The organism is Vibrio sp. TMPB1044 (genome assembly GCF_030442075.1).
GTDB lineage: Bacteria > Pseudomonadota > Gammaproteobacteria > Enterobacterales > Vibrionaceae > Vibrio > Vibrio satsumensis.
In genome coordinates, this window is sequence record NZ_JAUJED010000015.1 from 235,604 (window position 1) to 259,401 (window position 23,798).

General features: G+C 46.0%; 16 protein-coding genes. 12 read left to right on the forward strand and 4 right to left on the reverse strand.

Translation table 11 applies throughout. From position 1 onward, the window contains the following. Window positions 1-85: 85 nt before the first annotated feature. Entirely contained in the window at window positions 86-2,539 is a 2,454-nt protein-coding gene (locus QQ041_RS10425) for a glycogen/starch/alpha-glucan phosphorylase (protein ID WP_146491011.1), read from the reverse strand. A 567-nt stretch (window positions 2,540-3,106) separates the two neighbouring features. Between QQ041_RS10425 and malT the strand changes: the two genes are divergently transcribed. From malT to sstT, 7 genes are all read left to right on the forward strand, one after another. Then, window positions 3,107-5,815 (forward strand): HTH-type transcriptional regulator MalT, encoded by a 2,709-nt coding sequence (malT, locus tag QQ041_RS10430; RefSeq protein WP_285953840.1) that lies wholly within the window; start codon window positions 3,107-3,109, stop codon window positions 5,813-5,815. A gap of 572 nt (window positions 5,816-6,387) precedes the next feature. Then, window positions 6,388-7,308 carry a DUF368 domain-containing protein gene (locus QQ041_RS10435; RefSeq protein WP_285953841.1) on the forward strand — a complete coding sequence of 307 codons (921 nt, stop codon included), beginning with the start codon at window positions 6,388-6,390 and terminating at the stop codon, window positions 7,306-7,308. A gap of 203 nt (window positions 7,309-7,511) precedes the next feature. Continuing rightward, window positions 7,512-7,952 carry a hypothetical protein gene (locus QQ041_RS10440; protein WP_285953842.1) on the forward strand — a complete coding sequence of 147 codons (441 nt, stop codon included), beginning with the start codon at window positions 7,512-7,514 and terminating at the stop codon, window positions 7,950-7,952. Continuing rightward, complete coding sequence (locus QQ041_RS10445) at window positions 7,949-8,545, forward strand: SCO family protein (protein WP_285953843.1); 597 nt, start codon at window positions 7,949-7,951, stop codon at window positions 8,543-8,545. The genes QQ041_RS10440 and QQ041_RS10445 overlap by 4 nt, the downstream gene beginning before the upstream one ends. Before the next feature lie 84 nt (window positions 8,546-8,629). Continuing rightward, entirely contained in the window at window positions 8,630-9,088 is a 459-nt protein-coding gene (locus QQ041_RS10450) for a copper chaperone PCu(A)C (protein ID WP_146491016.1), read from the forward strand. A gap of 404 nt (window positions 9,089-9,492) precedes the next feature. Then, window positions 9,493-10,557, forward strand: coding sequence for a ribosome small subunit-dependent GTPase A (gene rsgA / locus QQ041_RS10455; protein WP_285953844.1), 1,065 nt, complete (start codon window positions 9,493-9,495; stop codon window positions 10,555-10,557). A gap of 389 nt (window positions 10,558-10,946) precedes the next feature. Continuing rightward, a complete protein-coding gene (sstT, locus tag QQ041_RS10460; RefSeq protein ID WP_285953845.1) occupies window positions 10,947-12,161 on the forward strand; it encodes a serine/threonine transporter SstT in 1,215 nt (404 codons plus the stop codon). Between the two features lie 191 nt (window positions 12,162-12,352). Here sstT and QQ041_RS10465 read toward each other — a convergent pair whose 3' ends face one another. The 3 genes from QQ041_RS10465 to QQ041_RS10475 form a co-directional block, all read right to left on the reverse strand. After that, entirely contained in the window at window positions 12,353-13,564 is a 1,212-nt protein-coding gene (locus QQ041_RS10465) for a tetratricopeptide repeat protein (protein ID WP_285953934.1), read from the reverse strand. Between the two features lie 306 nt (window positions 13,565-13,870). Beyond that, window positions 13,871-14,473 carry a response regulator transcription factor gene (locus tag QQ041_RS10470; protein ID WP_146491018.1) on the reverse strand — a complete coding sequence of 201 codons (603 nt, stop codon included), beginning with the start codon at window positions 14,471-14,473 and terminating at the stop codon, window positions 13,871-13,873. A gap of 11 nt (window positions 14,474-14,484) precedes the next feature. Continuing rightward, window positions 14,485-16,356 carry a sensor histidine kinase gene (locus tag QQ041_RS10475; protein ID WP_285953846.1) on the reverse strand — a complete coding sequence of 624 codons (1,872 nt, stop codon included), beginning with the start codon at window positions 16,354-16,356 and terminating at the stop codon, window positions 14,485-14,487. A gap of 209 nt (window positions 16,357-16,565) precedes the next feature. On the opposite strand from QQ041_RS10475, the gene dsrO reads away from it, so the two are divergent. The 5 genes from dsrO (at window position 16,566) to QQ041_RS10500 (ending at window position 23,778) form a co-directional block, all read left to right on the forward strand. After that, complete coding sequence (gene dsrO / locus QQ041_RS10480; RefSeq protein WP_285953847.1) at window positions 16,566-17,372, forward strand: sulfate reduction electron transfer complex DsrMKJOP subunit DsrO; 807 nt, start codon at window positions 16,566-16,568, stop codon at window positions 17,370-17,372. Beyond that, window positions 17,369-18,517 (forward strand): NrfD/PsrC family molybdoenzyme membrane anchor subunit, encoded by a 1,149-nt coding sequence (gene nrfD, locus QQ041_RS10485; protein WP_285953848.1) that lies wholly within the window; start codon window positions 17,369-17,371, stop codon window positions 18,515-18,517. Before dsrO ends, nrfD begins: the two co-directional genes overlap by 4 nt. A 14-nt stretch (window positions 18,518-18,531) precedes the next feature. Further along, window positions 18,532-21,624 (forward strand): tetrathionate reductase subunit A, encoded by a 3,093-nt coding sequence (locus tag QQ041_RS10490; RefSeq protein ID WP_285953849.1) that lies wholly within the window; start codon window positions 18,532-18,534, stop codon window positions 21,622-21,624. 441 nt (window positions 21,625-22,065) lie between these two features. After that, a complete protein-coding gene (locus QQ041_RS10495; protein ID WP_285953850.1) occupies window positions 22,066-22,707 on the forward strand; it encodes a cytochrome c in 642 nt (213 codons plus the stop codon). A gap of 9 nt (window positions 22,708-22,716) precedes the next feature. Beyond that, window positions 22,717-23,778 (forward strand): c-type cytochrome, encoded by a 1,062-nt coding sequence (locus tag QQ041_RS10500; protein WP_146491024.1) that lies wholly within the window; start codon window positions 22,717-22,719, stop codon window positions 23,776-23,778. Window positions 23,779-23,798 lie beyond the last annotated feature (20 nt).

Genomic DNA, 23,798 nt, shown 5'->3' on the forward strand with positions numbered 1-23,798 from the left:
TAAGCATTGCTACCGGATAAGCCATCTGTTTGCTCACAAGCTAATTGAGCCAAGGCAGAAACTGCCTTGGCTACTTTTGGAACTATTAACGGTTAACCGCTTCAAGTTTCCAGATGTTGTTCACGTAGTCGCGGATAGAGCGGTCTGATGTGAACTTACCAACCAATGCTGTGTTAAGAATCGCTTTCTTAGCCCAACCTGCTTGGTCTTTGTATTGCGTGCCCATGTCTTCGTGCGCTTTCACGTAAGATGCGAAGTCAGCAAGACATAGGTATGGGTCACCACCGTCTAGCAGGCTATCAAACGTTGCACGTAGAAGACCTGGTTGACCTGGAGTGAACTCATCGCCAGTCAATAGATCTAGAGATGCTTTCAGTAGTGGATCTGCATTGTAGTAGTCGTATGGGTTGTAGCCCTGAGCTTTCAGTGCTTGAACGCCATCAACGTCTAGGCCGAAGATGTAGATGTTCTCATCGCCAACTTCTTCACGAATCTCAACGTTCGCGCCATCCATCGTACCGATAGTTAGAGCGCCGTTTAGAGCCATCTTCATGTTGCCCGTACCTGATGCTTCTTTACCAGCCAGTGAGATTTGCTGAGAAACGTCTGCTGCAGGGATGATGATTTCAGCCATGCTTACACGGTAGTCAGGGATGAATACCACTTTAAGCTTGTTGCCGATGCGAGGATCGTTGTTGATCTTCTCTGCAATCTTGTTAACTGCGAAGATGATCTCTTTCGCTAGGTGGTAACCCGGTGCTGCTTTCGCTGCGAAGAAACATACGCGAGGCTCACACTCGAAACCAGGTTCGTTAAGAATACGGTGGTACAGAGATAGAATGTGTAGCAAATCTAGGTGCTGACGCTTGTATTCGTGAAGACGCTTGATTTGAACGTCGAAAATAGCGTTAGTATCTAGCTCGATACCCATGTTCTCTTGAACCCAATCAGCAAGACGCTGTTTGTTTTCTTTCTTAACAGCCATGAATTCTTTTTGGAATTTCGCGTCTGTTGCAAACTTAGCGATGCCTTCTAGCTGCTCAAGTTTTGCAGGCCACTCAGTACCGATCTTGCCAGTAATTAGTGTAGATAGACCTGGGTTACAGAACTTCAACCAACGACGTGGCGTGATGCCGTTTGTTACGTTAGTCAGTTTACCTGGGAAGATTTCGTTGAACTCTGGGAACAAGTCTTTCTTAACCAGTTGAGAGTGAAGTGCAGCTACGCCGTTTACTTTGTAAGAACCAATCACACATAGGTTTGCCATGCGAACCATGCGGTGGAAACCCTCTTGGATGATAGAAAGCTTCGCTTGCTTCTCACCGTCACCAGGCCACATCTTGCGAACTTCTTGCATGAAGCGGTGGTTGATTTCAAAGATGATTTCCATGTGACGTGGAAGAAGACGATTGATCAAAGATTCAGACCAAGTTTCTAGCGCTTCTGGAAGTAATGTGTGGTTCGTGTAAGCGAACGTGTGAGCACTGATTTCCCATGCTTGATCCCAAGATAGACCTTTCTCGTCAATCAGGATGCGCATTAGCTCAGGAATCGCAATCGTTGGGTGCGTATCGTTAAGCTGAATCGTTTCTTGCTTAGGCAGATCTTCTAGAGCAAAACCTGCTGCTTCGTGGCGACGTAGAATATCGCGAACCGATGCTGCTGAGTGGAAGTACTGCTGCATTAGACGCAGTGTTTTACCTTTCTCGTGGTTGTCATTCGGGTAAAGAACCTTAGTAATGTTACCTGCATCGATTAGCGAGTGTTGCGCTTCGAAGTAATCACCGTTATTGAAGCTTGCTAGTGAGAATGGTGCGATTGCCTGACATTCCCAAAGACGCAGCGGGTAAACCGTGCTTGACTCGTAACCTACGATTGGTAGATCCCAAGGCATTGCTTTTACTTCCATACCTGGAACCCAAGTACGTACTTCTTTACCGTCGATGAATTCAACTTCTACATGACCGTAAAAACCAATGTGTTGTGCTAGTTCTGGACGAGCAACTTCCCATGGGTAACCTTCAACACCGCGCCATGCGTCTGGTGCTTCTTGTTGGCGACCGTCTTGGAAAGACTGTTTGAATAGACCGTATTCGTAGTGAAGACCGTAACCTACTGTTGGGTATTCTTGAGCGGCACAAGAATCCATGAAACAAGCAGCTAGACGACCAAGACCACCATTACCTAGTGATGGGTCGCGTTCTTCTTCTAGAAGGTCAGTTAGGTTTTGACCTAGTTCTTCCATTGCATGAGTGATTTGCTCATACAGGCCCATGCTGATTAGGTTGTTACCTGTCAGACGGCCAATCAAGAATTCTAGCGAAAGGTAGTTAACACTCTTCGCGTTTTTGATTTTTTCATCGTTTTCTGTTTCTAACAGATCGAATGTCGTTAGCTCAGCAAGAGCACGACCCATTGCTAAATACCATGAACGGCTGTCAGCGGTTTCTACTGTTGTTGCGTAGGTTGCAGATAGATGTTTCTTAACACTCTCTTGGAATGACACTTTATCGAAAGTTTTTTGCTGAGTTGGTTTCATTTCAGAAATCTCGCTTTTAATAGTTCTAATTCATCTGTGACATATCGTGCATGGTCACCATAAACTAAACATCCTCCCGCTAACGCGACTAACTAGGAGTAGATGGGAGGGCGTAGGGGGCGTACCGACTTAGGGTTAGTGATCTGACTCTCATGTTCTGACTTCGAACAAAAACTTGAAGTGACTAAGATCACAAGCTCCCGTTCGATAACTTAACTTCAATTAATGTGACTTTTATTTAACCAGATTAAAGTCATTGTCAAATCTGAGTTTCAGATCACGAAAATAATTTCCAGCTCTCATCTTTTGCATAGATCCCCGTGTAGGTAGGAACGAAGTCACATTCACAAACCAACCCACAACGTGAGCAAAGTCTCAAATAAAGGGCGTAGACACCCAAAAACATGCAGGAGCGCAAGGTTTCTGAGGAGGATCATAGTCGGTAACGTTTTGCTTCACGTAATATGAGTAAAGACTTAAGTAATTAGGCTAATGTCATTGGAATGCACTCAACAATAGATTGGGATATTCCAGAACATAGCCACGGAATAGGTGTAAAACTTCGATATGTGGATCCCTTCGAAACTGACTCGTCCCGGCCGCTTACATAATGCAATCCTACGACCTAGGGTTCTCGATCTGCTTCACAATGCAGATTGCTATAAGCTTGTGTTGTTCCGCTCTCCAGCGGGCTACGGTAAAACCACCATGGCTGCACAATGGCTGGTAGATAAACCCAATGTGGGTTGGTACAGCATTGATGATAGTGACAACGATGCCTTCCGCTTTATCAACTACCTACTTCAATCACTTAATAAAGCGACTCAAAATGCCTGTCCGAATGCCCAAAAACTGGCAGAAAAACGACAGTTTTCATCGCTGCATTCTTTATTGAGTGAAGTGTTCGCCGAGATGTCGGAATTCCATCACGAATGTTTTCTGGTGTTGGATGACTATCACTTGGTCAACAATGACGACATCCACGAAGCCATGCGCTTCTTCCTCAAACACATGCCCGACAACCTAACGTTGGTTGCTACCAGTCGAGGTACCCCACCACTTGGTACAGCAAACCTGCGCGTTCGTGACTTAATGATCGAATTAGGTAATGACTCGTTGGCGTTTGATACCGAAGAAACCACACGCTTTTTCAACCAACGCGTAGCTGACGGCATTGATGACACCACTGCAGACAGTATTTGTAGTTATGTAGAGGGTTGGCCTTCTGCATTGCAACTTATCGCGCTACAGGCACAACACCAAAAACGCACCCTGGCACAGTCCGCAGAGTCTTTCTCTCACTTTAACCACGCCCATCTTTGGGACTATTTGGTTGAAGAAGTATTCGACCTGCTAGACAAAGAAACCCGACAGTTCTTGATGCAATGTTCTGTGCTTGATCACTTCAACGATGAGCTTGTGTGTGCACTTACACAGCGTGAAGATGCGTTAGGTATGATCGAGTCACTCAACCGTTTTGGTTTGTTCATCTACCCGCTTGAAGGTGAAAAGAACTGGTATCGCTTCCATAACTTGTTTGGTGAATTCCTCGCACATGAGCGTCAAGCTCGAATTCCTCAACAGGAAGCTGAACTGCATCGAAGTGCTGCAAAAGCGTGGATCAAGCAAAACACTCCACACCAAGCTCTGCGTCACGCACAGCGCGCTGAAGATCCAGAACTGATCATTCAAATCCTGACTGAGCACGGTTGGCCGATGTTCAACCAAGGTGAGCTTTCATCTTTAGAGATGGCGATCAAGCAACTGACTACTGATCAACTCTACAGCGAGCCAAAGCTTTCAATGCTGCGCGCATGGTTGGCACAAAGTCAGCACCGCTATGACCAAGTGGGTACTTTGTTGGAAGAGGCTGAGACTCAATATCAAGCTCGAAACATTGAACTCGATACTCAACAGCAAGGCCAATACAACGCCTTACGTGCACAAGTTGCCATTAACAGCAATGAGCCTGAAAAAGCATTGGAATTGGCTGAGCTTTCGTTGAGCCAACTGAACACCACCGTTTATCGTAGCCGCATTGTCGCAACCTCAGTTGTGGGCGAAGTGAATCACGTAATGGGTAACCTAAGCCGTGCGCTACCGATGATGCAACAAACCGAAAAACTGGCACGTCAGTATCAGGTTTACCATCAGGCTCTATGGGCGATTCTGCAACAAAGCGAAATCTTGATTGCTCAAGGTTATGTTCAAGCTGCATTTGAACTGCAAGACAGTGCATTCAAATTGATTGAAGAACATCAGCTTCAATACGTACCTCTGCACGAATTCTTATTGCGTGTCCGCGCTCAGATCTTCTGGTGTTGGAACCGATTGGATGAAGCGGAAGAGTGCTGCTACAAAGGCTTAGATATCCTTGGCCACCACTCTCCGAGTAAACATCTGCACAGCTATTCTATGCTGGCTCGTATTTCACTAAGTCGCGGCGAGATTGATAAAGCGTCGAAATTTATTGACCAAATCCAACACCTTCTGCGTCAATCGACTTACCACGTAGATTGGACAGCGAATGCGTCACTTTCTCTGATCTTATTCTGGCAAGTGAAAGGCGATAAAGACGCAATCCGCGACTGGTTGAGCGTTGCTGTTCGACCTGAATCGGCAAGCAACCACTTCTGCCAGCTTCAATGGAGAAACATCGTTCGTGCTCACATCATCCTTGAGCAATACGAAGAGGCCGAAGAAGCGCTGACTTTCCTTAAGAGTGAAGCCCAGCGTTCGCACCTGATTACAGACACCAACCGCAACTTGATCGTTGAAGCCGTGTTACGTACACAAATTAACGATGAAGACAGCGCACGTGTACTGCTTGAAGAAGCGCTTCATATGACTAACCAAACCGGTATGGTCGGTAACTTCTTAGTAGACGGTGGGACTATCGGGCATATCTTGGATAAGTTGAGCAACAAGCCTGGCTTAGGTGACTTAGAACGTCACCGCGCACAACAAATCATGAAGGATATCTCCACCACCCAGCGCAGTCGCTCGGTTCACTTCGATGAAGACTTTGTTGAGAACTTGGTTAATCACCCGAATATTCCTGAGCTTGTGCGCACTAGCCCACTCACCCAGCGTGAATGGCAAGTACTTGGTCTGATCTATTCAGGGTTCAGTAATGAGCAGATCGCTCAAGAACTCGATGTAGCAGGTACCACGATCAAGACTCACATCCGTAACCTTTACCAAAAGCTCAACATTGCTAACCGTAAAGAAGCGATCAGCACAGCGGAGAACTTGCTGCAGTTGATGGGGTACTAAAACAGGTTCACGATTCGAGATTGATCCGAGATTGATTCGAGAAAGCATAAGCTAGTCACCGATGGTGGCTGGCTTTTTTTTCGCTTGGAAAATGAGGGATAACCGATAAAAACTAGAGATAACCAAACGACAGGCAAAAAAATAGCCAACCGCAATAATCGCGATTGGCTCTATATATTTGTGAACAAATCATAAGTTCACTAACAACGTCAGTTGGCTAGGTGACCCTCGGCTTAAGAAGGGTCAATATACATAATGCAGTTAGCGTGCCAACTTTTATTCGACGTTTTATAAGCCCTGCATCGCATAAAAACCATGAATTTGTCATGCGAATTGCAAAGTGCATTTGCATAATGCAACCAAGATGCAATATCGATAAGAGATCAGTTTCATCTCTGCTGTTAATGACAAATTACTAAGTGGTTGTATTTTAAATGTTAGGCAAATGTTCACTTCAACTTATTGCCTTACAGTTAAGAGAGTAATAAAAGCCCTTCCCCAATGGCATATTCATACTTTTTTTACACTAAAGTTTGTATACTGCACAAAATCACCCTCAACTCTATGAAGCAATGAACTACTTAAGTACTTTTTTCAAAGGCATGGCGATGGGCGCAGCAGACGTTGTTCCTGGCGTGTCGGGCGGAACCATCGCATTCATCACTGGTATCTACGATACGCTGCTAGAAAGCATTCGAAGAATTAACCCTAGCGTACTTGGCTTATGGAAACGTGAAGGCTTCAAAGCCGCGTTTAATCACATCAATGGTTTCTTCCTAATTTCACTGTTCGCAGGCGTATTCACGAGCATTGCGACATTTGCAAAACTGATTTCTTGGTTGTTGGTCACCCACCCCGTTCCACTGTGGTCTTTCTTCTTTGGCCTGATATTGGTGTCGGTTTTCCATATTCTTAAGCAAGTAGAAAAGCGCGATATGATTCGATTCGTGTTTTTACTGCTTGGCATTGCTTTCGCTTACAGCATTACCGTGCTTAAGCCGCTGCAAATGGAACCAACCAGCATCAATGTTCTGATTGCGGGTGCGATTGCGATCTGCGCGATGATTTTACCGGGTATTTCAGGCAGCTTTATCCTGCTTCTAATTGGCATGTATGGCCCAGTACTTGGCGCCGTTAAATCGTTTCAAATCGATGTGCTTGCCCTATTCCTTGGCGGCTGTGTGATTGGTCTACTGACTTTCTCACATGTACTGTCTTGGCTATTGCGTTCATTCCGCGACTTCACGCTTGTGTTCTTAACCGGTTTGATGATCGGTACGCTACCTAAGATTTGGCCGTGGAAAGAGACCATTAGCTGGCGCATCAACTCGAAAGGTGAGCAAGTACCACTTATTCAAGAGAACCTATCTCCGTTCAATTTCGAAGCGGTAACCTCTCAACCTTCTCAGTTGGTGTTGGCAATTGTGATGATGCTTGTAGCCATTGCCTTAGTTCTAGGGCTAGAGAAATTTGCAGAGCGTAACGCTGACTAATCATTCGGCGTACTTCTGGAACATGTTCAGAACGGATAGAACTTAGAAATACTAAGTTCACCTCTCTATTAAGCAGACAAAAGCGAAGCCAATGGCTTCGCTTTTTTAGTTCTACCATACGCACAAAATTGCTTTTTGATACAAGCACGTATTGAGGGGTATGATAACATCGCCGCTCTTATAAAATTAGATGAGAACACGACATGCACTCTGCATTAAAGGTTGCTGCTGTTGGGATCGCTCTCGTGGCAGGCTTTTATGGGCCGCAAGCAATTCAGCAATTTAAATCAGCGATGGAGCAAGCCTCTGCTGACGTTAACTTAGATGATTACTGCATGCTTTCAACCACATCGTGTGAGCAAAATGCGGTTGCGATGACACTCGATAGTGAAACGGCTCAGCCACTCGTTCCAAGCAAAATCAAAGTAGTTTGGGAAGGCGCAGCTTCTGACACATTAATGCTGTCGCTTATTGGCTTAGAAATGGAAATGGGATCTGCTCGTTTTCAATTAAAGAGCATTGGCAATAATACCTATGAAGGTGATGTGATTTTACCTGTATGCACTTTAGATAAGATGACATGGATCGGTGAGCTCACTGATGGTGTCGATACTGTAAACCCTGCAATAAGGATGGCAAGATGAGTAGAAATTGGTCGTTAGCATTGGTTGTTGCTTTTGTACTTGGCTTTGGTATCAAAAGTTATCTTGATGGGCAAAACGAAACTCAAGAAAAACACGCTGCAAAACAAGAGTTCTCCGCAACGACTCTTTTCGGTAAAGATAACCAGCCAACGGAAATCTTTGACCAAACCGATGACAGAATCCGTATCGTTTACTTCGGTTTCACACGCTGCCCAGATGTCTGCCCTACCTCACTAGCAATGTTAGCTGGCGCACTTAACCAAGTCTCTGACGAAGCAAAAGCGAAGATTCGCCCGATGTTTGTCTCGCTTGACCCTGAGCGTGACGCCGCAGAAGCTTCTTACGAATACGCACAATACTTCCACCCAATGATGGAAGGGTTAAGTGGCCCGTTAGATGTGACAACAACGCTTGCACATAACTACGGTGTTATTTTCAGAAAGACCAAGCTTGAAGGTTCAGAGTTGGAATATACCCTTGACCACAGCTCATATTTTTATTTTTTAAAGCCCGACGGTACCTTGATTACTAAAGTACCGCACACGTTAACACCTGCACCAATTGTTGACGCTATCAACAAGCTGACGCAGTAAAACGTAACAACAAAGAACTTAACGAATAAAGTTCAAACCTAAAGTCAGGTCCCAGACCAAAACATAAAAATTAAGGACAACAACATGAAGTTAAAAGCACTTGCTCTAGCAGGCTTATTGCTCACTCCCTTTGCTCACGCGAATAGCGACATTATGGTTCACGACGCGTACGCACGTGCAACACCGCCTTCAGCAGTGAACAGCGCGGTATTCACGACTCTGATGAACCACAGTGACAAAGATCGCGCTATTGTTTCTGCGACTACACCCGCAGCAGGCAAAGTAGAGCTTCATGATGTTATCGTTGATGGCGACGTAATGAAGATGCGCCAAGTTCATGAGATCACAATTCCTGCGAATGGTGAAGCGGTACTTAAACCTGGCAGCCTGCACATTATGTTGTTCGACCTAAAAGATGGTCTAAAAGAAGGTGAGCAGATCGAGATGACTCTGACTTTCGCTAACGGTGAAACGCAAACCTTTGAAGCGCCAGTTAAGAAAGTAATGAGCGGCATGAAAAAGATGAATCACGATCATCACTAATCGGATTCACAATCAATGAAATAAATTAAGCCACGATGACTTCTCGCCATCGTGGCTTTTTGCTAAACTGAGCTCGCTTTTTATTCAAAGCCTGACCACATTAATAACCAAGGAGAATAGAAGATGATTGTAATGAACACACTAAAACTGGCAGTAAAAGTAACGCGTTAATTTGTTTGGTTAATCAAACTTAAACACCGAGCTACCAACTTATCGTCATCCATTGACGACCGCACACTTTTACCCGGTTTACACTTGCTCGCACATGATCAAGGCATGCACATGACGCATGAATCAATCCGGGGTCCTATCTATTTGAATTCGACCCAAACTCTAAAGCATTTTTGACGTTTCGACGCTTTTAAATTCATACCATCAAAGCTCGCACGTCTGGGTAAATAGACATGAATTCACAAAACGCATTTTCTCATCCAATGTCACTTCAACAACTTGGATGGCAACCTGTATTCCAACAACAACTGACACTCGAAGACTATGACCATTCCGCCATTGCTCGTATCGTCGCACATCACCGCAGTGGCTATACATTAGCATCAGAGCAAGGTGAAATTGTTCTACCCATCCACCAAAACCAACCGGCAATGACCGTTGGCGACTGGGTGATTTTGAACTCTGATCTGCAATTCGACCGCTTACTAGACCGTCAATCGCTCTTCCGCCGTAAAGCTGCTGGCAGTCGCGTAGCTGAACAATATATTTCAGCCAATATCGACACCGTTTTTATCGTGGTTTCGTTAAATAACGACTTTAATCTAAGCCGCATCGAGCGTTATCTCGCTCTCGCGAATGAGACGCACGTTGAAGCCGTTATCGTACTCACCAAGAAAGACTTGTGTGACGACTACCAATACAAAGTACAACAAGTGCAAAGCTTAGATTCTATGCTAATGATCGAAGCGGTAAACAGCCTAGACCAAGACTCAACTCAAGTATTGTCACCTTGGTGTAAAACGGGCAAAACTGTTGCTTTGATGGGTTCGTCTGGCGTCGGAAAATCTACGCTCGTCAATTCATTGCTCGGTGAAACTCAGCAAGCGACCGGTGGTATTCGTGAAGACGACAGTAAAGGCCGTCATACAACTACATCACGCTCACTCCACTTGCTAACATCAGGTGGTTTACTGCTCGATACTCCAGGAATGCGAGAGCTACAACTTGCAGACTGCGCTGAAGGCGTGAGTGAAACCTTTTCTGATGTCGAAGAGTTAGCCATGCATTGCCGATTCTCTGATTGTCATCATGAATCAGAGCCAGGGTGCAAAATACGCAAAGCTATTGAGAGTGGTGAGTTGTCCGAACGACGATTTAATAACTATCAAAAGCTATTGCGAGAGCAAGCCAGAAATGGCGCCTCATTGGCAGAGCAACGCGCGAACAGCAAACAGCTTTCCAAGATGTACAAAACCGTGCAATCAGAAAGCCGCAACATTAAAAAAGCTTCTGACTAAACCCTTGAGGTAATCACAATAAGCTTTATTTAAACAACTAAGCCCCACCTTATTAAAGACGTGGGGCTTTTTGTTTCAACTTGGTCGTAGTGTGACTATTTATGCACACAATGTTCTTATTAGTAGTGATTTACATTTCGATGTTTTCACTATAATGAGTTAACCAAATGCCACATTGCAGATTTATAGCCCATTAAGAATACATTTATTTAACATTTAGCTCTAAAAACACCACGTAGCGCAAACAATCACCCTAAAAGTAAACTATTCCTAGACACCCTCTTAGATCCCGCTAATATGACCGCCCATTCCACTAGTGTATAGTCGGATTTGGTACAACTTTATAAAAAGATACATCACTATAATAAATTAACAATTGCAGGTATTTTATGCAAAATCACAACATGCTCGCCCGCATCGCTCGTGGAAATCTCGTTCTACAGATCCTTGCTGGTATTGTTTTCGGTGTCGTTCTCGCCATGGTTTCTCCTTCAACAGCTCAAGACGCAGGCCTACTAGGTAGTCTGTTTGTTGGTGCTCTGAAAGCTGTTGCCCCAATTTTAGTATTCATTCTTGTTGCAGCTTCTATCGCAAACCAAAAGAAAGGTCAGCATACCCATATGCGTCCAATCATTGTGCTTTACCTGATTGGTACGTTCTCTGCTGCACTGACCGCAGTAGTATTGAGCTTCATGTTCCCGACCACTTTGACACTGGTTGCTGGCGCTGAAGGTGCTAACCCACCTCAAGGTATTGCGGAAGTTCTTCATACCCTATTATTCAAACTTGTAGATAATCCAGTTAGCGCGCTAATGAACGCGAACTACATCGGTATTCTTGCTTGGGCAATCGGCCTTGGTCTTGCACTGCACCACGCATCTGCAACAACCAAAGCAGTTTTCGAAGACCTTAGCCACAGTGTTTCACACATTGTTCGCTTCATTATTCGTCTTGCGCCATTCGGTATCTTCGGTCTTGTTTCGACAACATTCGCAACAACGGGCTTCGATGCACTTGCAAGCTACGGTCAACTTCTAGCGGTTCTACTAAGCTCAATGCTGATTATTGCTCTTGTGGTTAACCCACTGCTTGTCTTTGTAAAGACAAAACAGAATCCATACCCACTTGTACTGCAATGTATTCGTGAATCTGGTGTAACGGCATTTTTCACTCGTTCAAGTGCTGCAAACATCCCAGTGAACATGAACCTTTGTAAGAAACTAAACCTAGACGAAGATACTTACTCTGTATCTATCCCACTAGGTGCAACAATCAACATGGCGGGTGCTGCAATCACCATCACTGTGTTGACACTTGCAGCTGTACACACAATGGGTATTGAGATTGATATCTTCACGGCGATTCTACTAAGCCTTGTTGCTGCAGTATCGGCATGTGGCGCATCGGGTGTTGCTGGCGGTTCACTACTGCTTATCCCACTAGCATGTGGCCTATTCGGTATTTCTAACGATGTAGCGATGCAGGTTGTAGCGGTTGGTTTCATTATCGGTGTGATTCAAGATTCAGCTGAAACAGCGCTTAACAGCTCAACTGACGTCGTGTTCACTGCGGCTGTATGTAAAGCTGAACAAAACAAAGCTTAATAAGCTCTTAGGTATTAGCTCTAAGCTCTAAGCTCTAAGCTCTAAGCTCTAAAAGCAAATAGCACATAAATAAAAAGGGAAGCATCAGCTTCCCTTTTTGTTGCCTTGAGTTTCTCGATTAGAGCTAAAGCTATATGTCGACTAATCGCAAGTTGCTCCATAGAGAATCGTACACAGCTAATGAGCACAACTTACTGGTTTCTGTTCCAGCTAGAGTCAACCGCAGACTGACTAAAGTCTAGAGAACCACTATTCTGACTAGCTTGTTTATCTGTTGGTACCTGCTCGATATTCACCTGTTGGCTATAATCAACGTTAGTCTCTTGCTCACTAGGCGCTTGAGTCTCTATGCGACTCGTATCTACATTCAACTCGTTACCTTCTTCATCGAGCACTTCTTTCACTTTCTTAGGAACAGGTACATTGCGTTTGTAGAGCTTATTGAGCGCTTTAATTATTGAGTGCTTAGTGATTGCTTCTTGTGTCAGCTTAGTCATTATCGGCTTAGTCAGAGCCTGCAAGCCCACGACGGCATCCACACCAAGCTCCCCGCCGACCTTATCCCTTAAATGCTTTGCTTCTGAGTAACCAAAATGAGCTGAGAGGAATAACCAGATATAAGCGATGGCATTACCGTGTTCGCCATGGTCGATCCATGCTTCGCCCGCTCTAAACATCGCTTCTGCACTGTTCTTTTCTGCAGCCGTCTCAAACCAGTAAACAGCCTCGCCATGGTTAGGCTCAACACCCACACCGTTCAAATAGCTCATACCCAGTTTGATCTTGCCGTCTAGGTTATTTTTTTCGGCGGCTTTTTGGTACCACTCAACAGAGCTCTCAGCAGAATAATCTGGATTTTCTTTATCTAGACACCAGTCACCGATAAACAACATCGCTTCGGTATTACCACCAGCCGCAGACTCTTCGATATAGGTATAGCCTTTAGGGATGTTCTTATCGGTTCCACGACCAAAGACGAGCGCTTTACCCATCTCGAATTTCGCCGATACATCATTGTCTAAAGCAGAGATTGCTAGCTGCCAAAAGTTGGCTTTCTCTCTTAAAATCAGGTCTTCTTTGCGCTTCATGCTTAGGCGTACAATGCCGTACATACCATTGATATTATCGAGTTGCGCCGCTTTGTCGTACCAATACAGAGCTTCCTTAATATTGTTACGTTCAGCTTCTTTAGCCAAATACAGAATCGACGGTACATGCCCAGTTTCGGCTTTAAAGTGACGCTCTTTTTGCTCTTGTATGCGCGCTTTTTCAATCGCTTTTCGGTAAGCGACAGCACGAGCCTTACGTTCTTGTTCCAAGCGCTGCTTTCTTAGCGATAAAGAGATCAGCCACACCGCGACAAGTATTAACGAAAGAGCCGTCGCACCAATTGCGATTCCCATTGTACTCATAAAATATTTTAACCTAACTCGGCTGATATCAGCCTCGGTATCGAGGAGTTATCAACCTATAGTGAATGTTTCGAATTACAGGGAAACGCGCCGTTATTAAAACGTTCCGCCCTAAAATGAACTTAGTTCAGTATCTCAGGAATACATAGCGATAAAAAGCCTCCTAAGACCCATCCTTATGCACTCCATAAATGGTGTGATCTTGCTTCAATATCGATTACTGATGAAGACCACCTGTCATCAGAGAATCAGTGGTAAAAGTAATGATTCCCCATCCCTAATACCTTACATCTATGCTTAGGTAAGCTGCCCATAAATGTATGCTAGCTCAGCAACTGTTTTCGCAGAAAACTTCTTCATCAAACTCGCTCGGTGTACTTCCACAGTTCTCATGGCGATGCACAATTCATCAGCAATTTTCTGGTTACGCTTGCCGTCGATAATTTGTTTGAGGATGTCTATCTCACGCTCGGTTAACGATGCGTACGCTTGGCGATACACATTCATTTGTAAGTGCTTTTCAGAAGCGTCCAAACCTTGTTTGATTGCCTCGGCTAACTCATTACCTTTGACAGGCTTTTGAAAGAAGTTAACCGCGCCAGCTTGTAGGGCTTCAACCGCCATTGGCACATCACCATGGCCCGTCAGGTAAATCACCGACAGTGGGCTCTGCGCTTTCACCATAAACTCATGAACTTGCTGCCCTCTCATCTCTGGCATTCGGCTGTCTAATACCACACACCCCGGTGCACTCAAATCTACTGAGTCCAAAAAACTCGGGCCATCTTCAAAAGCTGACACGGTGAAATCATGCTCTTCTAATAGGAACACCAACGAGTCGCGCATCGACTCATCGTCATCAACCACATAAACAGGAAGCCTTTGATGAAGTTCAGACATAACAAGATTCCTTATGAATCACGTGAAAGAGAGAAAGGCAGTGTCACCGCAACATGACATCCATGTGGGGTAAGTGACGTGATCGTCATTTGCCCACTGTGATCTTCAATGACATCTTGGCAAATCGCGAGCCCTAACCCCAAGCCGTTTTCTTTGCTGCTCACAAAAGCTTGAGTCACTTCTTGTTCAGTGAAATCTAAGCCCGTGCCGTTGTCGATAATCGACAACATCATTTTATCCGGTTGATACTCGGTAATCACTTTAATTGTCGATGGTTCGTTATTTTTGTTGCCAATATCAGACATAGCGCTTTGTTCGCGATGCATCTGAGCATTACACGCATCAGTCGCATTGTTGATCAGGTTTACAACTACCTGTTGCAAGCCCACTGGGTCAACATTTAGCTTGATAGGTTTGCCCACCGCATAACGTTCAATGCTGATCTTGTGCTTCTGTAATCGGAATTGCAGTAACTCAATGGTGTCTGTTAGTAACTGCTCAATATCTGTCTGAGACTTCTCTGCTGAGCGTTTTTTTATCATGTTTCTTAGGCGCTGAATGATCGCGTCTGCACGATCCACTTGTGATTGGATCTTCTCAAAGACAGGCTCAATGTCGGTGATTGGTTTGTTTTTGGAAATACGCAGCAGACCACCTTCACTGTAGTTTCGAATAGCCGCCAAAGGTTGATTGATCTCATGTGCGAGGCTGCTCCCCAGTTCGCCCACGACTGCAATGCGTTGAGAATGTTCTAACTGTTCACTCTTACTCTTTAGCTTGTTAAGTGTCGCTTCTAACTGCTTTTTGCTGCGACTGAACTTGTACTCCAGCCAAAAGTGGTAAGCATTCAAGAACACCACTAGCAAGAAAAACGCCCATGCCCATTGCTGATTGTACTTGAGCCAGATTAACGCTTCTTTCCACCAAGGTTGTTGTAGTGGATGCATGTCGAGTTGTTGGTAGAGCTTGTCGATAGGCAGCAAACTGGTTGGTGAAGTCCAGCCTGAGGCATTCGCTGCAATGGCAGGCGCGCTGCTTTTCGGCATCGCAAATAGCACCTGACTCATTTGCTTAGCCAGTGAAGAAGAGGCTCGCTCTGTTTTGGCAAACGACCAGTTAGGGTACAAAGGCGTAGACACCTGACATCGGAACCCTTCTGGTGCTTCATTGTCGATAACACGATATTGACTAGCCACCAGTAAACCTTCGCTGATCATGCTCTCGACCAAACACGCAGGCACCACCGCAGCTTCAATGTGCCCTTCACGCAGTTGATACAAGCTGGCATCAATAGGGAAACCTAAGAACTGAGTATTAGAGAAAAAGTGATTGGGGTTGAGCCCTTGTTGCATCACTTGGTAACGCATAGTGAGGTAACCACCAAAAGCATTTTCAGATACTGCCGCAATCGGCTTACCGCTCAATTGTTCTAGAGAGATATAAGGTGACATTCTTCTGACCACTAATGCAGACCCGATACTACGCGTGCTGCTCACACCTTGATCGTTGTAGTTGTGGCTAGTCATAGTCGCCATCCAAGAGAGGTCATACTGACGTCCTAAACGAACCGCCTGACCTGGATTAGTGATTACAAAATCGACCTCGACCTTCTTTACCGCTTCGGCCATCTCTTCCAAGTTAAAGGGCTTGAGAACAAAGTGTTTTCCCGGGATACGCTCAGACAACCAGTCCATCGTTGGTTGCCAGCGTTGTTGCGCTGCAAGTTTGCCCCTGATAGCTAAAACACCCACTTCAATCGTCTGTTCTGATTCAATCGTATTTATCGCTACCGAAACGGGCTCCGTTTGAGCAGCGACACAATTACCTGCACTCAAGCTCAGCCAGCACGTACTGATGAATGTGATGAGGTTGCGAGCGGTCATGGACATCTCTTTATTCAATCGGGTTACCTATTCAATGATTTATCAACGCGTTGAAGCACTTTTAAATAAAGCATAACAGCTAGATAGCGAAAACCACATTTGTTCTAGATCAACTTTGATCTGGGAATGTGGAAATCCACAATACCCCGTGTAGGGTCAAAATCTGACAATGAACTCAACAGAACCAATACCCATTTATAGGTACCAATATGGACTCATTGAAAAGACGGTTTCTCAGCCAGTTCGGCAACGTTTCCGCGGGTGCTGCACTCATTCCCATTACCGGAATCAATACCGCAGTCGCAAGCACAGCCATTCGCAATAACAACCAACCTGACCGCAAAGGCGAAATAGGTAAACGCTACGCCATGGCGGTTGATTTACGTAAATGTGTGGGCTGTCAGGCATGTACAGTGGGTTGTAGCGTTGAAAACCAAGCACCAATCGGCCAGTTCAGAACCACCGTAAAACAGTATGAAGTCTCCCTTGATGATGGTTCGACTGCTCAACAAGACGTGAAATCTTTCATGTTGCCTCGCCTCTGTAATCACTGTGACAACGCTCCCTGCATCAAGGTTTGTCCAGTTCAAGCGACCTTCCAACGCGCAGATGGCATCGTGATGGTCGACAATGAACGCTGCGTAGCCTGTGCTTACTGCGTTCAAGCCTGCCCTTACGACGCTCGATTCATCAATAACGACACCCTTACCGCAGACAAATGCACCTTCTGCGCACACCGCCTTGAAGATGGCTTGCTGCCCGCCTGTGTAGAAACCTGTGTTGGTGGCGCGCGTGTCATTGGTGACCTCAAAGACCCAAACAGCGAAATTAACCGCCTGCTCAATGAAAACCAAGACGACATCAAGGTGCTTAAACCAGAGCAGAATACCAACCCACATGTTTTCTATATCGGCATGAACGAGCGATTCGTTAGTCACATTGAAGGCCAACCTGCGATTTATGATCCTGCCGCCATTGATAACTCATCTTCTAGCAAACAAGGAGAGACAGCATGAATATCACCGAGGTGTTAGTTCCCGCTCAAGAGATTGCTTGGCTACCGTGGGCGGTTCAATATTTCTTCTATATTGGTTCAGCTTACGCAGCGGCTATTCTGTTTTTGATTGCACTGTTCTTCAAAAACTCTACCAGCCATCAATTCCGTTCTGCCCTTGTGCTTGTGATGGCGATTAGCGCGATTGTTGGACCATTAGCCCTTACTGGTGACTTACACCAACCTGGACGGGCGTGGCACTTCTACGCTCACATCACGCCTTGGTCGTGGATGTCTCTAGGTTCTCTGTTTCTCCCTCTGTTCTCTGGTCTGGCTGTCGCGACGGCTTGGGTTTACTTGCGTGATGACATCGCACAACTTAAAGAGAGTGAAAACCCACTTCTAAAACGTTTGTCTTGGCTAACCCTAGGTCAATGGCAGGTTTCAACAAAACTGATGATTGCACTCGCTGCTGCGACGGCTATTTCTGGCTTAAGTATCGCGCTTTACACAGGTGCCGAGATTGCAATTTTGGCAAGTCGCCCGCTTTGGCATCAACCGGCCTCTCCGCTGCTTTGGTTTACGACCGCATTCTTTGCTGCAACGGGTTTAACGTTGTTGATTTGGGCTCTGCTGCCTTCAAGCAAGCCTAGCTTGAAACCAACAGACCTCGCTCTAGTACAAAGAACCATTACCTTAACAGGCGGCCTTGCCATCATTCTTACGTCGATTTGGGCATCTAACCATGGTCACTTCAACCTGTATGAGGACGACGCTTGGGGCATTAATTTAGGCATCATGACCACCAGCATTTTGCTGTGCATGATCTTAGTTCTTCCGCTGCAGCGCTTATCTCAAAGCAAGCTAGGAATTATCTGTGTCGCACTTGCCACCATAGTTTCAGCATGGGCAGTACGCTGGGTAACCATGATGGAAGTTCAAACCATTCCACGTTTTGATGTAGGTGCATTCCCTTATGAATTGCCAATGGGCAGCGCTGGTTTACTTGGAATTGTCGGTATGTGTGGTCTCTGGTTAGCACTTGCGTTGTTCGCTTCTGAAATCGTGTCTGTTGGATCTACAAGAACAACTGGCTCTGCACCAAAGACAACATCGAAGCCAAACCAAAATACATCGTCACCACTTAACCGCTCACATAGCTTGTAGTCTGAGGAATCATCATGGATAACAAACGTCGTCAATTTTTGAAAACAGGCCTTGCTGCCGGTGGTGTTGGAGCTTTTGCTGCAGGTTATGCGACAACCACAAAACACATGGTTCACGGTGCTATCGATGGCACCGCGGGTAAGAAAACCAACCACATCCACCACGGTAATTCGTTAGAGACGGAATACAGTGTCGATAAACAAGGTAAGATCTCGCCGAATCCAAATCAGCGCGTAGCACCATCAATGTGTTTCGGTTGCTGGACACTGTGTGGCTTGCGTGTACGTATCGATAATCGCAATGACGAAATTTTGCGTATCTCGGGCAATCCCTACCATCCGCTATCAAGTGATCAGCAAATCCCGTTCAAAACACCGGTAAAAGACGCCTACATTGGCTTGTCTGGAGAATCCGGTATCAATAACCGTTCGACAGCCTGCGCCCGTGGTAACGGCATGTTAGAGATTCAAAACAGCCCATACCGAATCACTCAACCGCTCAAACGTGTCGGTAAACGTGGTGAAGGCAAGTGGGAACCGATCAGCTACGAGCAACTAATCACTGAGATCACCGAAGGTGGTGACTTGTTCGGTGAAGGCGAAGTGGAAGGCTTACGATCGATTCGCGATATCGAAACACCACTTGATCCAAACAACCCTGAATACGGCCCCAAAGCCAACCAATTGTTGGTGACTAATGCCGGTAATGAAGGCCGTGATGACATCTTGAAGCGCTTTGCATTCAACAGCTACGGTACACGAAACTTCGGTCACCACGGCTCTTACTGTGGCTACGCATTCCGTGCAGGTTCTGGCGCGATCATGAATGATTTAGACAAGTTCTCGCACTTAAAACCCGACTTTAATAACGCTGAGTTCATTCTTTTCATCGGTATGTCTCCAGCTCAAGCAGGTAACCCGTTTAAGCGCCAAGCAAGACAACTGGCAGAGGCTCGTACCAATGGAAAACTCAGCTACACCATTGTGACACCAAGCCTTCCTGCAGGTTCATCAAGCCTTTCCGCGGGCGATCGCAACAACTGGCTTCCGATCAAACCGGGCACCGATTCAGCATTAGTATTGGGCATGATCCAATGGATCATCGAGAACCAACGTTACAACCATGATTTCTTGTCTCGCCCAAGTGCGCAAGCGATGCAGAAAGCCGGCACCACCCACTGGTGTAATGCATCTCACCTCGTGATCAGCGACGAAGCACACCCACAAAACGGGCGCATGCTTCGTGCATCGGATATTGGTTTGCTAGAAACAGGTGAGCCGATGTCTGACGATGATGGATTCATCGCACTAGATATGACAACGTCACTATTATCATCGCATATTCAGGTGAATGAAGCGGCTATGTTCGTCGATCAAGACGTAGAAATCGATGGTCAAACCGTTCGTGTTAAGTCTTCTCTACAAAGATTGAAGGAAGAAGCCTTCAAATATGACCTTGCATACTACAGTGAGCAGTGTGAAATTCCACAAGACCAAATTATTGCACTGGCGAAACGCTTCACCAGTTACGGTACAAAAGCAGTCGTCGATACTCACGGTGGCAACATGCACACCAATGGCTTCTACAACTCGTTCTCTATTCTGATGCTGAACGCGCTGATAGGTAACATCAACGCCAAAGGTGGTGCGATGGCAAAAGCGGGCGGCTACCCGACTTCTGTTGCTGGTCCACGTTACGACTTTACCAAGTTCAAAGGTAAAACTAAGCCTCAAGGCGTGTTCTTGTCTCGTAGCAAATTCCCGTATCAAAAAACTAGCGAATACAAACGTCGTGTTGCTGCCGGTGAATCACCCTATCCGACTCGCGCGCCTTGGTACCCAATCTCAGCGCCGCTTTTGACCGAGCACTTGTCGGCTGCAATTGATGGCTACCCTTACCGTGCAAAAGCGTGGATCAACCACATGGCTAATCCACTTTATGGCGTGCCAGGGTTAGATAACCTGTTGGGTGAAAAGCTTAAAGATCCAAAACAGCTTGGCTTGATCGTCTCTATCGATGCTTTCATTAATGAAACAACAGCATTATCAGATTACCTTGTTCCAGACACAGTAACCTACGAAAGCTGGGGCATGGCAACACCGTGGCATGGCGTTGCGAGCAAAGCGATCACCGCTCGTTGGCCGATAGTTGAGCCTAAAACCTCACGCACTCAAGATGGACGCGCGATCAACCTTGAGAACTTCTTTATTGATGTCGCGAAAACACTTGGCTTAGGTGGCTTTGGCGATAACGTAATTAGAGACAGCCAAGGTAACTGGCACGGCATCCATAGTGCGGAAGATTTCTACCTACGCTCTGCGGCTAATCTAGCGTTCGTTAAAGGCGGAGTGCCGAATGTAGATGCCGAAGATATCGTTTGGTCTGGTCTAGAGCGCCTAGTGCCTGTGATGAACAAAACGCTTAAGCCAGAAGAGATGCTCAAAGTGGCGTATATCTTCGCACGTGGCGGTCGTTTTGAAGACGCAACCAATGCCTACACCAATGAAACCATGAAGTACAAATGGACCAAACCATTGGCAATCTGGAATGAAAAGCTAGGTACTTCTCGCAACACCATCAGTGGTGAACAGTACATGGGTTGCCCGACATGGTATCCACAGAAACTGGCAGACGGCACACCTTTAGCAGAGCAATTCCCGACCAAAGAGTGGCCATTTACTCTAACCAACTTTAAATCCAACATTCACAGTGCAGTATCAAACTTGTCACCACGTTTGGAGTCGATCAAAGGCGTGAACCCAGTTTACATTCACCCGCAAGACGCCTCTTCTGCTGGCATCAAAACAGGCGACGTATTTGCCATTGAAACACCGAGTTCAACCACACACGCGTTGGCGATGGTGATTGATGGCATCAAACAAGGCACATTAGGCTTTGAACACGGCTTTGGACACAAAGAGCTCGGCGAACGTGCGCACTGGATTGGGGACATGCAGCAACCGGTAAAAATGAAGTCAAACGATGGCGTTAACATCAATGATATTGGTTTAATTGACCCGACGAGAAAAGGCAAAGGCGTCATGCTGGATTGGGTGGTGGGCGCAGCAGCAAGACAAGCGCTTCCCGCTAAGATCTACAAAGTTTAATTTAAACTCCGTAAGATCTCACTTAAGCACTTATCCAACCATGTCCCTACTCATTCGTAACTAGGAACACAACAGAGTAACTTCGTCCTTCGAGGTTGCTCTGTTTTTCGAACGGCAGCCCTACCCCAAGCAATCAGTCAGTCAGTCTTCACTACGCCACAATTTTTAGCCAGTCTCCATAAAGTCACTATACTTATATAATCGGTGCCATAAAAGAGCCTTAACAAGCAGTTACACCGAGGCGAACATGGCAGCTCCCTTGCATTTCGTTAACGGCGATTTGAATCAGCTTTTTGGGACTCACTAAATACCACCATGATGATTAAGGTTGTTAATGTGAGATTTACCTCAAGTTCCAAGCGAATTAATGTGGAAATCCACAATAGCGTAAGTGCTCAATTATGCCGAAAATGCGTGCATTACAACCAATAGCGACGCCTCATGATTAAGCTGAATATAAAAACTCAAACTCTCACGCTTTGCATCGCTGCTTTAGGAAGCCTTTCTTTATCCGGTTTTGCACAAGCAGCGCCTAACCCTATGCCCGAAGCCGCAGAAACCTGTAGCGGGTGCCATCAAGCTGACGGGAAAGGTATGCCCAACATCGCCCCTATGCTTGCTGGGCTCAATGCCGATTACCTCGAACATCAACTGATTCTATTCTCTAATGGTGAACGTCAAAGTGCGATCATGAAAGGCATGGCCGATGGTGTGTCTGATCCTGCTATTCGTCGTGAAGTTGCCGAATACTTTGCCTCTCTCCCTTCATACGAATTCACGGACTTAGAACAGCGTGGCTCGCAAGCGGATATCGAGAACCCGTATCGCAAGCTTGTATTTCAAGGCGATTGGGACCGAAACATTCCAGCATGTGCTACCTGCCACGGACCAAGCGGAATGGGCGTAGACAAGTTTCCACGCCTTGCGAGCCAGCATGCCGACTACATTCAATCTCAGCTTAACGCATGGAAAAACGGCACTCGCAAGGGTGATGACTTGAACATGATGGGCAACATCGCAGGCAAATTGACCGACGATGAGATCAAAAACCTGTCTTACTACTTCGCATCTTTTCGATACTAAAGGGCTAGCATGAAAACACTACTTTTAATCACCGCAACCCTTGCCTCTGGACTCGCTTATGCCGATGGTGAATTACCTGATCGTCAAACCGAACTGCCAGCCGTCGAAAAAGTGAAAGACAACAAGTACCTAGTGCCACGCGACTTAGTGGATATCCCAGCAGGAGAATTTGGCGACAAAGTAAAATTAGGTTACTCACTGTTTGTTGACTCGCAACAGATGCGCGGCGAATACGTCGGCAACGAACAAAACTGTGTTAACTGCCACATGCAAGCAGGCATGAAGCCCAATGCAGCGCCACTTTGGGGGGCGTACATGGCCTACCCCGCTTACCGTAAGAAAAACGACAAGGTCAATAACTACGCTGAGCGTATTCAAGGCTGTTTCACCTATTCAATGAACGGAATCGCACCAGCCTTAGACTCAAAAGAACTGGTCGCACTCAGCGCTTACTCCTACTGGTTGGCGATGGGTGGCATCTTAGATAAGAACGGTATGCAAGACACCCCCGTCCCTGAGATCAGCGATGCAGAGTTACAAGTCGGTGGTAAAGCAGAAAGCTTCCCTCTTCCTCAAGAGCTGTTAATCAAATACCCAATCGATGACAGAAGCAAATTGGCAGGCCGTGGCTACCCTAGGATCGCCAACCCAGAACAAGAACCTTCTATTGCACGTGGCGAGAAGGTTTACCAAACCAGCTGTCAAACGTGTCATGGTCAAAATGGCGAAGGCATTAAAGGAGCTGATGGTCGCTCTTACTTCCCACCATTATGGGGTGAGAACGCGTTTAACTGGGGCGCAGGAATGCACCGTATAAACACAGCGGCTTATTTCATTTACGAAAACATGCCGCTTGGTAAGAGTCAGCAACTTTCAATTCAAGATGCATGGGATGTGGCAGCTTTTGTGAACAGCCATGAACGCCCACAAGACCCACGATACAAGGGTGATGTTGCCGGCAATGCTAAGCGTTACCACAACCACCAAGGTTACTATGGTAAAGAAGTCGACGGTCATGTACTGGGTTCAAAAGCGTACCCAAGTGGCAAGGAAGCGATTCACAACCACTAACTTCAATCAAAGGGCACTCT